This window comes from Nonomuraea sp. NPDC051941, from assembly GCF_044593615.1.
In genome coordinates, this window is sequence record NZ_JBIUCF010000018.1 from 94,010 (window position 1) to 108,056 (window position 14,047).

Sequence of the window (14,047 nt, forward strand, 5' to 3'; positions counted from 1 at the left end):
CAGGAGTAGGTCCCTGGGAGGTATGGCCGGGCGCGCGCGGCGACGGCCGTGGTCAGGCCACGCGCGCCCGGAGATCATGTGTCAGCCGTGCATCGGCGCCCAGACCGTCATCGGGCCCGCCCCCCGGTTCGCCCACGCGTAGTACGGCACGAACGTGAGGTCGACCGGGCCCGCGTGCTCCGGTTCGCGGGGGGCGGCGGCGGTGCGGTAGGGGAAGCCGCCGTCCTCCTCCCGGTGCACGTGGGCCCGGCCGCGCGCGATGACCGGCACCACCTCGTCGGGCAGGCCGGTGACGGCGGTCCCGTCGCGGAGGTCCGCGCCCGCCACGCACAGGTCGTCCACGATGACGCCGGGATGGTCGGCCTGCTCCAGGCAGTAGACCAGCGGGCCGCGCTCGACGGCCACCTGCCCGCGGGCCACGTCCAGGCGGGGTACGGCCACCGTCAGCCGGGGCCGGATCCCGAGGTCGAGCACGATCCGGTCGCCGGGCCGCCAGGTCCTGCGGACACGGTGGTAGGTGCCGGGCTCGGCCGGCCGGTCGTCCACGCCGGCGGCGTCGGCCCAGGCGGGGATGCGGGCCGAGAGCGTCCACGGCCGGTCGGGGGTCTCCCTGACCGTGATCTCGATCCGGCCGCTCCACGGATAGCCGGTCGCCACCTCCAGTACCACGGAACCCGCCCGCACGGTGCCGGGCGCGTACAGGTGGAGCTGGACGCCGTCGCCGTCCCGGGTGGCGAGGTAGTGGTCGAGGGAGGAGAGCAGGCGCATCACGTTGGGTGGACAGCAGGCGGTGCCGTACCAGTCCTGGCGGCCGCGCGCCGGCGAGCGCAGGTCGTCGGGGTCCGCTCCGGCGCGCACGCGCAGCGCGTTGACGTAGAAGAAGCGGTCGCCGCCGAGCGAGACGCCGGGCAGGACGGCGTTGTAGAGCGTGCGCTCGATCAGGTCCGCGAACGCGGGCGCGCCGGTGGCCAGCAGCATCCGCCACGACCACTGGATGCTGCCGATGGCCGCGCAGGTCTCGCAGTAGGCGGTGTCCGGGGCCAGCTCGTGGTGACCGCCGAACGCCTCGCCGTACCAGTTCGAGCCGAGGCCGCCGGTGAGGTACGTCTTGGTCGCCACCATGTCGTGCCACTGCCGCTCCAGGGCGGCGAGCAGCTCGAGATCGGAGGTCTCCACGGCGACGTCGGCCGCCCCGGCGGCCAGGTACATGGCGCGTACGGCGTGTCCCTCGACCGTGGCGGCCTCGCGCACCGGCACCCGGTCCTGCCGGTAGCCGGGCCCGTGGTGGCCCTTGAGCGGGATGAGCGCGTGGCCGCGGGTGGCGACCTGGCGTGCGGCGAGGTCGAGGTACGCGCGCGTGCCGGTCTCCCGGTGCAGCTCGGCCAGGCCCATCTCGACCTCGGGGTGGCCGTCGAGCGCGTCCGGGGGCAGCGCCGCCGCCAGGTGGTCGGCGAACCGGGTGGCGACCCCCAGCAGCGTACGGTCGCCGACCGCCCGGCTGCCCGCCACCGCCGCCTGCATGAGGTGGCCCGCGCAGTAGAGCTCGTGGCTGGAGGCCAGGTCGGAGTAGCGCTCGGCGCCGGTGAGCCGGGTGTGGGTGTGCAGGTAGCCATCGTCGCACTGGGCGGCCGCGACCAGCTCGGACGCTTCCTTGTACGGCCGCGCGAGGTCGTCGTCGTCCGCCCGGCCGCGCTCCCAGGCGAGCGCCTCCAGCCACTTGTAGACGTCGGAGTCGGCGAACACCTTGCCGCGATGCGGGCCCGCCTGCCTGAGGTTGTCGAACGCGCCGGACTCGCGTACCCGCTCGCCGCCCAGCGGGATCGTGACCTCGCGGTTGACCCGCTGCCGCGCCCCCCAGAACCCGCCCTCGACCCGCCCGCCCGCCACGGGGCGCAGGGCCACCGCCGCGTCGGGGCCGGGCCGTACGACCGAAGACATCCGATCATCGCTCATACTGCTCATCCTGCCTCAGGGCCAAATATCCAACAAGGGTCGAATATTTATGCTCCACCATGCTGTATCCGGGACCCGCCGACCGGGGTTGCCGTCCCTTGGGGAGGGCACCCACCGGAATCGGGGTGGCGGCGCGCACCACCGACCGCCCGTCGTGCGTCGCCGCTTGGAGCGCGGCGTGGGGCGGGGCGTACACCCTTGGCCGCCCCTTCCCCCAGAAGGACCTCGGCCGAAGTGCGGAGGTGCACCTTGACGGGGCGGGAGGGACGACGCACGCTTGATGGGACGTCTATGCATGTATGAATATTTATGCGAAAGGACGCCCATGCCCGAAATCCCCGACACGGTGCTGCTGGAAGAACGGGCCGAGCTGGCCATGAACGCGGTGGCCGGACTGCCCGACCAGGACATGGACGGCATCCCGTACTTCAGCGCCGACCTCCTGGCCCGCCCCGCGGCGCTGCGGCACGGCGACTGGGACTACGGCTCCAGCCACGGACGGCTCCTGGACGCCTGCGTGCTCGCCCGGCAGATGACCGGCAAGGACACCTGGCGAGAGGTGGAGGAGGGGTTCAGGCGGCGGCTGATCGGCTTCTTCGGCGACGACGGGCTGAGCTACCGCCTGGCGCGCCCCGAGGTGGGCTGGCCCCCGAACGCCAACCTCATCGACCAGCGGGCGGTCCTCCTCTCGCTCACCACCTGGTACGTCTCCGACGGCGACCCCGAGGCCAGAAGGCTGGCCGACCGGCACGTGGCCGCGCTCAAGCGGATCGCGATCAAGGAGCGGGACGTGTGGTTCTACCCCGCCTCCGAGTACACCCCCGGCGGCTGGCCCTCGCCGAACGCGATCGCGCTCCACCTCGCCCCCGACCCGGCCTCGTTCAGCGGCCGGCTCATCATGCCGCTGCTGCGCTACCACCAGGCGACGGGCAACGAGGACGCGCTGGAGCTGTGCGGATGGTTCGCCCGGCTGATCGTGCACAAGAGCGGAGTCTTTGGGGACGATGGGAGCTTCAACCCCGCCCGCGCGTACCGCAGCGCCCACTTCCACACCCGCCTCGGCACGCTCGAAGGGCTCGCCCGCTACGCCCGCCACGTCGGCGACCACGAGCTGACCGCGTACGTCCGCCGCGCCTACGACTGGGCACTCGGGCAGGCCACCGCGTTCGGCTGGACGCCCGGCGATCTGGCCGACCAGCGCTACGAGCACGAGAGCTGCTCCCTGGTGGACCTGATCGGCACCGGGACCACGCTGGCCGGGTCGGGCCACACCGCGTACTGGGGCGTGGTGGAGCGGTTCCTGCGCAACCACCTCGTGGAGTCGCAGCTCCTGGACCTGAGCTGGGTGGAGTCCGCGCCCGACGCCTCGGGGGACGAACCGGGCTGGGTCACCCACGTGCGGGTGGGCGAGCGGGTACGCGGGGCCTTCGCCGGGTACGGCGCGCCCAACGACTTCGTCTGCGACGTGGAGCTGGGCCGCGGGCACACGGCCGACGTGCAGGCGTGCTGCGTCGGCTCGGGGCTGCGCGGCCTGTTCTGGGGCTGGAACTCGATCGTCACCGCCGATCACCACGCCGTCCGGGTCAACCTGCTCCTCACCCGGGCCACCCGGCAGGTCACCGTGCTCAGCCACCTCCCCCACGAGGGCCGCGTCGACCTGGACGTCCACGAGGACCTGCGCGAGCTGCGGATGCGGGTGCCCGACTGGGCCGGGTACGCCAAGGTGCGCGTCGCCCGCGAGAGCGGGGACTTCGACGGGACCCAGGCCGGAGCATGGGCGCCGGACGGCTATCTGTCGATCCCGGCGCCACGGCGAGGGGAGCGCGTCACGGTCACGTTCCCGGTGCCCGAGACGGCGACCACCGAGGTGGCGGCGGGGCGGGAGTACCGCGTGCGCTGGCGGGGGGACGACGTGATCGGCATCAGCCCGGAGGGGACCGCCCGGCCGATGTACAGCGGGCGCAAGGTCCATCCGACCGCGCCCCGGCGCGACTACGAGCCGGCCCGGCCGGCGAAGGAGTGGGCATGGTGAACCGGTCTCTCCCCGAGGTGCCCGCAGGCGGCTCGCTGCGGCCGTACGACCTGCGCTGCGAGCACCGCGGCACCCCGCTCGGCATCGGCACGCCGGTGCCCCGGCTGAGCTGGCGGCTGGCCTCGGACCGGCGCGGCAACGCGCAGGACGCGTACCGGATCCGGGTCCACGCGCGCGGCGCGCTGGTCTGGGACAGCGGCTGGGTCGAGGGCCAGGACGTCAGCGCCGACTACGGCGGCGCGCCGCTGGCGTCGTTCACCCGCTACACCTGGAAGGTCGAGACAAGACCGGGCGGGGTGGCGGAATCGTGGTTCGACACCGGGGTGATGCACCAGGACGAGTGGGTGGCGGCGTGGATCGGGCACGATCCCGAGACCGAGCCGCCGTTCGAGCCGCCCACCGACGAGGGCGAGCCGCGTTCCGCCCGCACCGCGGGCCTGCCCGCACCACGGTACTTCCGGCGCGTGCTCGACCTGCCCCCGGCGACCGCCGTGCGGATCGCGTGCAGCGCTCGGGGACTGTACGAGCTGCGCGTCAACGGCCACCGGGTCGGCGACGGCGAGCTGACGCCGGGCTGGACCGACTACCGGCAGCGGGTGCCGTACCAGGTCTACGACGTCACGGACCTGGCCGGCGACGGCCCCGTCTGCGTGGGGGCGATCCTCGCGGACGGCTGGTGGTCCGGCAGCCTCGGCTGGGACATGCGGCAGCAGGCGCAGCGGTACGGCCGGCGCCCGCAGCTGCTGGTCCAGATCGTCGCCGAGCACGAGAACGGCTCCCGTACGGTCGTCGGCACCGACGGGCGCTGGCGGGAGAGCACCGGGCCGCTGCGCCACGCCGACCTGCTCATGGGCGAGTGGTACGACGCCCGCCTCGAACAGCCCGGCTGGGACCTGCCCGGATTCGACGACGCCTCCTGGGCCCCCGCCGGAGTCGTGGACACCGCGCACGACGTCCTCGTCCCGTCCGCCGCCGAGCCCGTCCGCGTCACCCAGGACCTCGTGCCGGTGGACGTCCACCGGGGCGACGGCCGTACCATCGTCGACCTGGGCCAGAACATCGCGGGCCGGGTCCGCCTGGTGGTGCGCGGCGCCCCCGAGGGCGCCCGGGTCACGCTGCGCCACGGCGAGGCGCTGGACGACGACGGCGGCCTCTACACCGCCAACCTGCGCTCGGCCGAGGCCACCGACCACTATGTGGCGGCCGGGGCGGCGGTGGAGACGTTCGAGCCGCGCTTCACCGTGCACGGCTTCCGGTACGTCGAGGTCAGCGGGCACGCGGACGTCGAGGTCGTGGGGCGGGTGCTGCACTCCGACACGCCGGTCGCGGGCGAGTTCTCGTGCTCGGACGACATGGTGCGGCGGCTGATGAGCAACATCCGGTGGAGCCAGCGCGGCAACTTCGTCTCCGTGCCGACCGACTGCCCGCAACGCGACGAACGCCTCGGATGGACCGCCGACGCCCAGGTGTTCCTGCCGACCGCCTGCTACAACGCGGACGTGGCCGCCTTCTTCACCGGCTGGCTGGCGGACCTGCGGTACGCGCAGACCGGCGAGGGCGCGGTGCCGGACGTGATCCCGCACGTGATGACCGAGCGGCACGGCACGCCGGGCTGGGGCGACGCCGCCACCGTCGTCCCGTGGCACCTGTACCGGGTGTACGGGGACGAGCGGGTGCTGCGCGACAGCCTGCCCAGCATGCGGCGCTGGGTGGACCACGTCGAACGCCACAACCCCGACCTGATCTGGCGCAACCGGACCGGCAGCCACTACGGCGACTGGCTGCAGGCGGGCGTGCGGACCTCGCGTGAGGTGATGGCCACCGCGTACTTCGCGCTGAGCGCGGAGCTGACCTCGAAGGCCGCCTCCGTGGTGGGCGACGTGGCCGCTTCCGCCCACTATGCCGAGCTGCGTTCGAGGATCGGGGAGGCTTTCGTCCGGGCGTTCGTGTCGGCGGACGGCCGCGTCACGGGCGACACGCAGACGGGCTACCTGCTGGCCCTCGCGCACGGCCTGATCCCCGAGCCCCTCGTCCCTTCGGCCGTCGGGCACCTGGTGGCCGACCTGGAACGGCGCGGGCGACGCCTGACCACCGGCTTCGCCGGGGTGGGGCTGCTCGGTCCCGTCCTGTCGGCGCACGGCCACCACGACCTGGCCTACTCCCTGCTGCACGACGACCGCTACCCGTCGTGGGGGTACTCGATCAAGCGGGGCGCGACCACGATCTGGGAGCGGTGGGACGGGTGGACGGAGGAGAGCGGCTTCGGGCCCGTCGCCATGAACTCCTTCAACCACTACGCGCTGGGCTCCGTCGGGGCGTGGCTGTACGGCGGGGTCGCGGGGATCGGGCAGGAGGAGGGGTCCGTCGGGTTCCGCCGCCCGCTTATCCGGCCGCTGCCCGGCGGGCGGCTCCAGTGGGCCGCGGCCTCGTACGACACGCCGCTGGGCCGGCTGGGCAGCCGGTGGGAGGTGGACGGGAACACGCTCCGGCTGGAGGTCCGCATCCCGCCGGGGGCCGAGGCCACGGTGCACGTGCCGACCACCGATCCGGCGTCGGTCCGCGAGTCCGGCGCGCCCGTGCCCGGTGAGGTCGCCGGCGGGGCGCTGGTGTGCCGGGTCGCGTCCGGCCGCTACGAGTTCACCGCGGCGTGGGAGCGATGACGGGAGACCGTCCGGTGACCACGTGGCAGCCACCGCCGAGCGGGCCGGGAGCAGCCTGATGATGGGAGGCCGTCCGGTGACCACGTGGGCGGCAGCCGCGGAGCGGGCTGGGGCCGGGCTGCGGGATCTCACCGTACGCAACCTGGTGCGGACCGGCACGGGCGGGACCGGCCTGCGGGTACGGCTGACCAACGCGCTCGGAGACCGGCCGGTGACCTTCGGGCACGTCCGCGTGGGCGTCCCGAGCTCCGGGGCGGCGCTGGTGCCGGGGTCGAACCGGACGGTGACGTTCGGCGGGCGGCCGGAGGTGACGCTGGCCCCGGGCGCGACCGCGCTCGGGGACGCGCTGCCCGGCCGGGTGGCGCCCCGGCAGCGCCTGGCCGTCAGCCTGCACCTGCGGGGCGACGGCGGTGTCCTGACCGGCCGCAACCGGGCCACGGCCCCGCCGGACGACGCGGCCTACCGGTCGCTCCCCGGTGACCACACCGCCGACGAGGACGGGGCCGCGTACGTCGAGGGGGTGGCGGTCTGGCACTGGCTGGACGCGTTGATCGTCACCGCGCCCGAGCCGGTGTCGGCCGTGGCGGTGCTCGGGGACTCGATCACGACCGGGGTCGGCTCCGAGACCGGCCACGGCTGGCCGGACCTCCTCGCCGACCGGGCCCTGCTGGAGTCGTGGCCGCTCTCCGTGGTGAACGAGGGCGTGTCCGGCGGCCGGGTGCTGGCCGCCGGGACGGGACGCGACGCCGAGGCGCGGCTGGCCGCCGAGGTGCTGGCCAAGCCGGGGATCGGCGCCGTGATCCTGCTGGCGGGTGTCAACGACCTCGGGGCGGGCGCGCGGGCGGAGCCGCTCGTCGCCGCCTACCGGCGCATCGTCGAGCGGGCGCACGCCGCCGGGGTACGCGTGATCGGCGGCACGCTCCCGCCCTTCGCGGGCGCGGAGTACCACACGGCAGAGGGCGAGCGGGCCCGGGAGGCGGTGAACGCGTTCGTACGGGACGGCGGCGTGTTCGACGGGCCGGCCGACTTCGACGCGGCGCTTCGCGACCCCGACGACCCCCGCCGCCTGCTGCCCCGCTACGACTGCGGCGACCACCTGCACCCGAGCGCGGCGGGCCACCGGGCGATGGCCGCCGCGCTCGAACCGCGCGTGTTGCTCGACGCCGCCGGTCAGCGGCCGGGTCTGGGCAGGCGCGCCGCCGGCTCCGGGCGGTGGATGCCCCGGGGGCGGTAGCCGAGCGCGTCGGAGACGCCGAGGTAGTCGGCGAGCAGCCAGATGATGGCCAGCCACATCTCGGTGCCCTGCAGCCCGGGCGTACGGGCCGCGCCGCTCCCCCTGGTCAGGGCGAAGCTGAGGCCCGCCCCGTCGTGCCAACCGCCGACTGCCCGTACGAGGTGCTCCTTCGCCCACGCCGCGCCCTCCTCGCGGCGGTGCCGGGTCTGCCTGCCCAGCAGCCACAGCGGGTGGATGACGTCGAGCACGTTGCAGGCGTTGCCGGTGTCCGGGCCGAAGTAGCGCGGGTCGCGGGCCTGGGCGAGCACGGTGTCGACGGCCCGCTCCGGGTACGGCACCGGCACTCCGAACTGCGCGAACGTCCCCCGCGTGAGCCGGTAGAACCCGTTGACCACCTGCAGCCAGCCCGCGTCCGGGTCCGGCTCGCCCCACATCCCGTGGGCCTGGCTGCAGCGGGTGAGCAGCCACCCGTACAGGGTCTCGGTCTCGCCGCGCACGCCGAAGTCGGCGAGGTTGCGGTGCAGGCCGGTGCCGAACGCGTCCACCCACGAGCCCGCCGTCCAGGCGTTGCGCTCCCAGTCGAGGGCGTCGAGCGAGGCGATCAGGTCCTGCGAGGTGACGTTCGCGACGGCGTGAACGGGGTGCCGGAACCGGGTGCCGAGCAGGTCGAGGGCGTAGCCGACGCAGAGCACGTGATAGGCGCTGATCCCGTCCAGCGACGGTGGCCCGGAGGCGTCGATCTCGGGGACCAGGCCCGTGGCCGGGTCCTGGCGGTCCCGCAGGAACGCGACGATCTCCTCCCGCGCCGGGGTCGGGGGCGGGCCGTCCAGGAGGAGGTCGGCGATCTCCACCGCGTCGCACCAGGCGCGGACGGTCGGCGGGGCGTCCGGGCGGTCCACGTACCGCTCCCCCGTCCAGCACCGCCCCAGCACGTCCTCCGCCTGCTCCCTGGCGCGGGCGGCGAACCCGGCGAGCAGCCCTTCCAGATCGTCCCCCGAGCCGGTGGCGGAGGACCGGCCGGCCGCGGATGGCCCGCCGCCCACTGGGCTCCGGCGGTCGCGGATGCGGCGGGCCGGGTTGCCCGCGACCATGGCCCAGGCGGGCACGTCCTTGGTGACCACCGCGCCCGCGCCGACGACGGCGTGGTCGCCGATCGTCACCCCGTCGAGCACGACCACGTTCGAGCCGATCCACACGTCGTCGCCGATCCGGATGCCCTTCGACGTGGTCGGCTGGCGGAAGACCGGGCGGTCGGGGGCGGTGCCGTGGTTGAAGCCGAGCAGGGACGTGTGCGCGCCGATCCGCACGGCGTCGCCGAGGACGATGTTCCCGCGCACCACGGCGTACGGGTTGACGGTGCAGTCGTCACCCATGACGACGTCATGGGTGACGTACGCGTGGGCCGCGATGTAGCAGTGGTCGCCCATGCGCAGGCGGTCGGCGTACACGGCGGCCAGCGGCGAGACGAACACCTTGCCCGCCTTGAGGTCGAACCTGGCCCGCAGCTCCTCCAGGTGGCTCTCCTGGGCGCGGCGGTCCTCCTCGGTCGCGTGGTCCCAGAACAGCCACGGGCAGAAGTCGAACTTGGTCGGTTCCGTCATGTGATCAGCATCCTCTCAGGCGGTCAACGTCATCGACCAGGAGTGGCGGCGGACCGGCAGCCGGTACCGCTCGGGCAGGGCGGGGCCGCAGGAGGCGCTGCCGAGGCCCTGCTGCCCGTGGTCCAGGTTCAGCCAGACGCGCCCGGAGTCGCGCAGGTCGTGCGGCCTGCCCGCCGCCTGCAGCGCCTCGCTGGTCCAGCGGCGGGCGGTGAAGTCCAGGTGCGGCTCGCCGTCCACGCGCAGGGTCGGCAGCCCCGGGCCGGACAGCTCCAACCAGCGGGTCTCGACGTGGTTGCCGTTCTCCTGCGGCACCACGTACGGGGTCTGGAGCGCGTCGATCGCCAGCGCGTACCGGCCCACCCGCGCGGCGTCCCGGCTGTCCGCGTACGACTCGCCCGGGCCCCGCCCGAACCACGTGACGTCGGTGTAGCCGCCGGGCAGGGCGAACCTGGCGCCCATGCGCGGCGGGCTCACGTTCAGGTGGCCGTAGGCGGTGTCGTGCCAGTCACCGACGGGCTCGGCCTCGATCCGCAGGTGCAGCGCGCCGTCGCGCCACTGCCAGGTGTACGTGGTGAGGAAGCCGAGGGTCCGGGTGGCCGGGCCGCTCCGGCCGCGGACGACCAGCGTGCGGTCGTCCGGGCTTTCGAGGGCGACGGTCCGGTGCAGGAAGCGGTCGAGCCCCACGGCCTCCCAGTCGGCGGCGAGCGCGTTCCTGGGGCCCTGGCCGCGGTCGTTCTCGGTCGGGGCTCGCCACACGTCCAGCACCGGCCCGTCCAGCTCGACCCCGTGCAGCCGGACCAACCGCCCTGTCCTGGGCTCGAACACCGCCCCACCCAACCGCAACCCGCCACCCGGCGCACTGCCCGCGAGGGTCGCCGGCGGGCGGCGGTGGGGGGCGGTGCCGAGGCGGGACTGGGTGAAGGCGACCACGTGCCCCGCCGGCGCCCAGCCGGTCGCGGTCGCGAGCGCGGCTTCGATCGTGATCCACGTCTCGCCGTCCCCCGCGACCGCGACCTCCGGCAACGGCACCCGCACCGTCTCCCGCGGCCCGCACCCCGGAACCCGCAGCACCCCGCCCTTCGACGCAGGGACGCCGTCCACCTCCACCCACCACCGGAACTCCAGGTGGCCGAGGTCGATCAGGTCGTGCTTGTTGGCGACCACCACCTCCCCCGCCCCCACGTCCACCGCGATCCCGACCGGCTCGATCGCCTTGCGCAGCTCCGCCAGCCCCGGGGACGGCGTGCGGTCGGGGAACAGCAGCCCGTCCAGGCAGTACCGGCCGCCGTTCGGCTGGTGGTCGACGTCCCCGCCGTGCCGGAAGTACGGGCGTCCCTGCGCGTCGTGCCCCGCCAGCCCGTGGTCGATCCACTCCCACACGAACGCCCCGCAGAACCGCTCGTACGACTCCAGGATCGCCTGGTAGTCGGCCAGGGAGCCGGGCCCGTTCCCCATGGCGTGGGCGTACTCGCACAGCAGGAACGGCAGCCCGCGACGGCGGACGTCGTCGGCCGACCCCGGCACGACCCCGTCCGGCGGGTCCTCCTCGCGCCGCCCGATGCGCTCCAGGTCGTCCAGCGACGGGTACATGAGGCTGTGGAAGTCGGAGTGCCGGTAGCTCGGGTCGCGCTCGTAGTGCAGCGGCCGGCCGGGGTCGCGGGCCCGGATCCACCGCTCGATGTCGCCGAACGCCGGCCCGCTCCCGCTCTCGTTGCCCAGCGACCAGATGACGACGCTGGGGTGGTTCTTGTCGCGCTCGACCATGCGCCGGGCCCGGTCGAGCAGGGCGTCGCGCCACATCGGCTCGGCCGGCGGGTTGCCCTCCCAACCGGCGTAGATGAACCCGTGGGTCTCGATGTCGCACTCGTCCACCACCCACAGCCCGTACTCGTCGCACAGCCGCAGGAACTCCGGGTGCGGCGGGTAGTGGGCGGTGCGGACGGCGTTGACATTGTTCCGCTTCATCAGCACGATGTCGCGGATCATGGTGTCGCGGTCGAGGGCCCGGCCGCGTTCCGGGTGGTGTTCGTGCCGGTTGACGCCGCGGAAGAGGACCGGCGCCCCGTTGATCAGCAGCCGCCCGCCGGCGATCTCGACGGTCCTGAACCCGATCGGGAGGTCGATCGTCTCCCCGGCCGCCGTGAGGGTGCCGCGGTAGAGGCGCGGGCGCTCCGCGCTCCACGGTTCGACGCCGGGGACGGTGACCTCCTCCCCGGTCGCGACCGCGAGGCCCAGCTCGGGGATCTCGACCAGGCCGGCGGCGTCGGCGGTGACGAGGAGGGTGCCGGCGCCGTCGGAGGCGTCGTAGGAGGCGCGGACGGTGAAGTCGTCGATGCCGCCGGAGGGGCGGGCCAGCAGCTCCACGTCGCGGAAGATGCCCGGCAGCCACCACATGTCCTGGTCCTCGAGGTAGCTGCCGGACGACCAGCGGTGCACGCGTACGGCGAGCAGGTTGCCGCGCGGCCGGACGAGCCCCGTGACCTCGAACTCGAACGGCAGCCTGCTCCCCTTCGAGTGGCCGAGCAACGAGCCGTTCAGCCACACCGTGCCGCAGGAGTCCACCCCCTGGAAGCGCAGCACGGCCCTGCCGCCCGGCCGGCCGTCGGGCCAGTCTTCGGGCAGGTCGAAGCGGAGGCGGTAGTCGCCCGTGGGGTTGCCGTCGGGCAGGTGCGGCGGGTCGATGGGGAACGGGTAGGCGGTGTTGGTGTAGAGCGGGCGGTCGTACCCCTCCAGCACCCAGTGCGACGGCACCCGGATCGTCTCCCAACCGGCGTCGTCGAGCGCCGGGTCGGGCAGCGAGGGGCCGGTGCCCTCGGCCGTGCCGGAGAGCCGGAAGCGCCACTGACCGTTGAGCGACAGGCGTGGCGCGTCGGAGAGGAAGTCCGCGCGTGCCGCCCGCCGCCCGGAGCCCGGCCCGGGGTCCTCATGAAAATCGACCATCCGCACGTCCCTCCGAGACAAAACGTTTTAACCCTATACGCGAAGATTCCCGCCCGCCATGCTCAATATGCATTGACATCAGGGGTTGAATAAATATATCATGCGTAAATCGTTTCAATAAGGTAGGTGTGCCCATTGAGAGGGTTTCTGCCGGATTGGGAATCGTTACGCCGTCACCGCATCCCCGAGTGGTTCGGGGAGGTCAAGTTCGGCATCTGGTCGCACTGGGGCCCGCAGTCCGTGGCGAGCTCGGGCGACTGGTACGCCCGCCACCTCTACGGCATGCAGCCCTGCTCCGAACCCTGGGAGCGGCGAAGGGCCGACCGCCAGCACGCCCACTTCGGCCGGGTCGGCGGCGCGAAGGACCTCTTCCCTCGCTGGCGCGCCGAGCGCTTCGACCCCGCCGAGCTGATCGACCTGTACGTCTCCAGCGGCGCCCGCTACTTCGTCGCCCTGGCCGCCCACTGCGACAACTTCGATCTGTGGGACTCCGGGCAGCATGCCTGGAACGCCACCCGCGTCGGCCCGCGACGCGACATCGTCGGCGCCTGGGAGCGGGCGGCCCGCGCGGCCGGGCTGCCGTTCGGGCTCAGCTTCCACAACAACTGGACCTGGCGCTGGCTCGACGTCGCGCACGGCGCCGACCCGGCCACCGGCCGGCCGCACGACGGCGGGCTGACCAAGGGCGACGGCGCCGGCACCTGGTGGGAGGGCCTCGACCCGGCCGAGCTCTACCCGGCCAGGCACGCCCCGGGCGCCAAGCCCCCGCCCCAGGTGGCGGACCGCTTCTACGCCCGCGTGCGCGAGGCGATCGACCGCTACCGCCCCGACCTGGTCTATCTCGACGACGGCCGCCTGCCGTTCGACGCGGGCAGCGTGGTCGAGTCGGAGCCGGTCAGCACGCGCGGTCTCGACCTGCTCGCCCACTACTACAACACCTGCCCGACCGGCGGCCTGGTGACCGTCAAGGACGTCCCCGACGCCGACCGCACCGCCGTCGTCCTCGACTGCGAACGCCGCCAGCTCGACGCGGCGCAGCCGTACCCCTGGCAGTTCGACACCAGCGACGGCGAGTGGTTCGACTGCTCGGACGACGACCCGATGTTCCACCCGCGCAAGACGTCCCAGCAGGTCGTGCACACGCTGATCGACGTGGTCAGCAAGAACGGCACCCTGCTGCTCAACATCCCGCAGCGCGCAGACGGCACCGTGGACGCGCACGCCCGCACCCTGCTGGGCGAGGTGGGCGACTGGCTGCGGGTGTGCGGCGAGGGCGTGTACGGCACGACGCCGTGGAAGCGCGCCGCCGAGGGCGCCACAGGCCTGGGCGAGACGAAGGGGTACGAGGGCTACAACGAGGCCGACCGCGCCTACCGGCCTGGCGACATCCGCTTCACCCGGCGCGGCGACGCGGTGTACGCCACGCTGCTCGCCTGGCCGGAGGAGGGGACGGCCGCGATCACCAGTATGGGCACCGGCGAAGGGCTGCTGGAGCGCCGCCCCGCCCGGGTCGAGCTCCTGGGCCACGGCCCCGTCGCCTGGCGGCCGGCCGAGGAGGCCCTGTATGCCGACCTGCCCCCGACGCCACCCACGAAAGCCGCGTACATGCTCAAAATCACCTGACCTG

At 73.9% G+C, this 14,047-nt stretch carries 7 protein-coding genes; 4 read left to right on the plus strand and 3 right to left on the minus strand.

Translation table 11 applies throughout. The features are described from left to right. Nucleotides 1–81 precede the first annotated feature (81 nt). Nucleotides 82–1,953, minus strand: coding sequence for a glycoside hydrolase family 127 protein (locus ACIHFD_RS28920; protein WP_397369533.1), 1,872 nt, complete (start codon nucleotides 1,951–1,953; stop codon nucleotides 82–84). A 325-nt stretch (nucleotides 1,954–2,278) separates the two neighbouring features. Here ACIHFD_RS28920 and ACIHFD_RS28925 point away from each other — a divergent pair, with 325 nt between their 5' ends. The 3 genes from ACIHFD_RS28925 to ACIHFD_RS28935 are packed head-to-tail and all read left to right on the plus strand — an operon-like array spanning nucleotide 2,279 to nucleotide 7,879. Further along, nucleotides 2,279–3,985: a hypothetical protein gene (locus ACIHFD_RS28925; RefSeq protein ID WP_397369534.1), complete on the plus strand. Its 1,707-nt coding sequence runs from the start codon at nucleotides 2,279–2,281 to the stop codon at nucleotides 3,983–3,985. Then, the gene (locus tag ACIHFD_RS28930) at nucleotides 3,979–6,645 is read left to right on the plus strand and encodes a family 78 glycoside hydrolase catalytic domain (RefSeq protein WP_397369535.1); all 2,667 of its coding nucleotides are present in this window, start codon (nucleotides 3,979–3,981) and stop codon (nucleotides 6,643–6,645) included. Before ACIHFD_RS28925 ends, ACIHFD_RS28930 begins: the two co-directional genes overlap by 7 nt. 22 nt (nucleotides 6,646–6,667) lie before the next feature. Further along, the gene (locus ACIHFD_RS28935; protein WP_397369536.1) at nucleotides 6,668–7,879 is read left to right on the plus strand and encodes a GDSL-type esterase/lipase family protein; all 1,212 of its coding nucleotides are present in this window, start codon (nucleotides 6,668–6,670) and stop codon (nucleotides 7,877–7,879) included. Here the strand turns inward: ACIHFD_RS28935 and ACIHFD_RS28940 are convergent. Beyond that, a complete protein-coding gene (locus ACIHFD_RS28940) occupies nucleotides 7,816–9,480 on the minus strand; it encodes an acyltransferase (RefSeq protein WP_397369537.1) in 1,665 nt (554 codons plus the stop codon). The two genes, ACIHFD_RS28935 and ACIHFD_RS28940, sit on opposite strands and share 64 nt — an antisense overlap. A 15-nt stretch (nucleotides 9,481–9,495) precedes the next feature. Then, complete coding sequence (locus ACIHFD_RS28945) at nucleotides 9,496–12,420, minus strand: glycoside hydrolase family 2 TIM barrel-domain containing protein (protein ID WP_397369538.1); 2,925 nt, start codon at nucleotides 12,418–12,420, stop codon at nucleotides 9,496–9,498. Nucleotides 12,421–12,555: 135 nt separating this feature from the next. On the opposite strand from ACIHFD_RS28945, the gene ACIHFD_RS28950 reads away from it, so the two are divergent. Continuing rightward, on the plus strand, nucleotides 12,556–14,043 hold the full coding sequence (locus ACIHFD_RS28950; RefSeq protein ID WP_397369539.1) for an alpha-L-fucosidase: 1,488 nt from the start codon (nucleotides 12,556–12,558) through the stop codon (nucleotides 14,041–14,043). Nucleotides 14,044–14,047: the final 4 nt, after the last annotated feature.

Bases quoted from the DNA above. Each gene is read 5' to 3' on its own strand.
- ACIHFD_RS28940 (WP_397369537.1), bottom strand. From the start codon at position 9,480: ATGACGGAACCGACCAAGTTCGACTTCTGCCCGTGGCTGTTCTGGGAC.
- ACIHFD_RS28925 (WP_397369534.1), top strand. From the start codon at position 2,279: ATGCCCGAAATCCCCGACACGGTGCTGCTGGAAGAACGGGCCGAGCTG.
- ACIHFD_RS28920 (WP_397369533.1), bottom strand. From the start codon at position 1,953: ATGAGCGATGATCGGATGTCTTCGGTCGTACGGCCCGGCCCCGACGCG.
- ACIHFD_RS28930 (WP_397369535.1), top strand. From the start codon at position 3,979: ATGGTGAACCGGTCTCTCCCCGAGGTGCCCGCAGGCGGCTCGCTGCGG.
- ACIHFD_RS28945 (WP_397369538.1), bottom strand. From the start codon at position 12,420: ATGGTCGATTTTCATGAGGACCCCGGGCCGGGCTCCGGGCGGCGGGCG.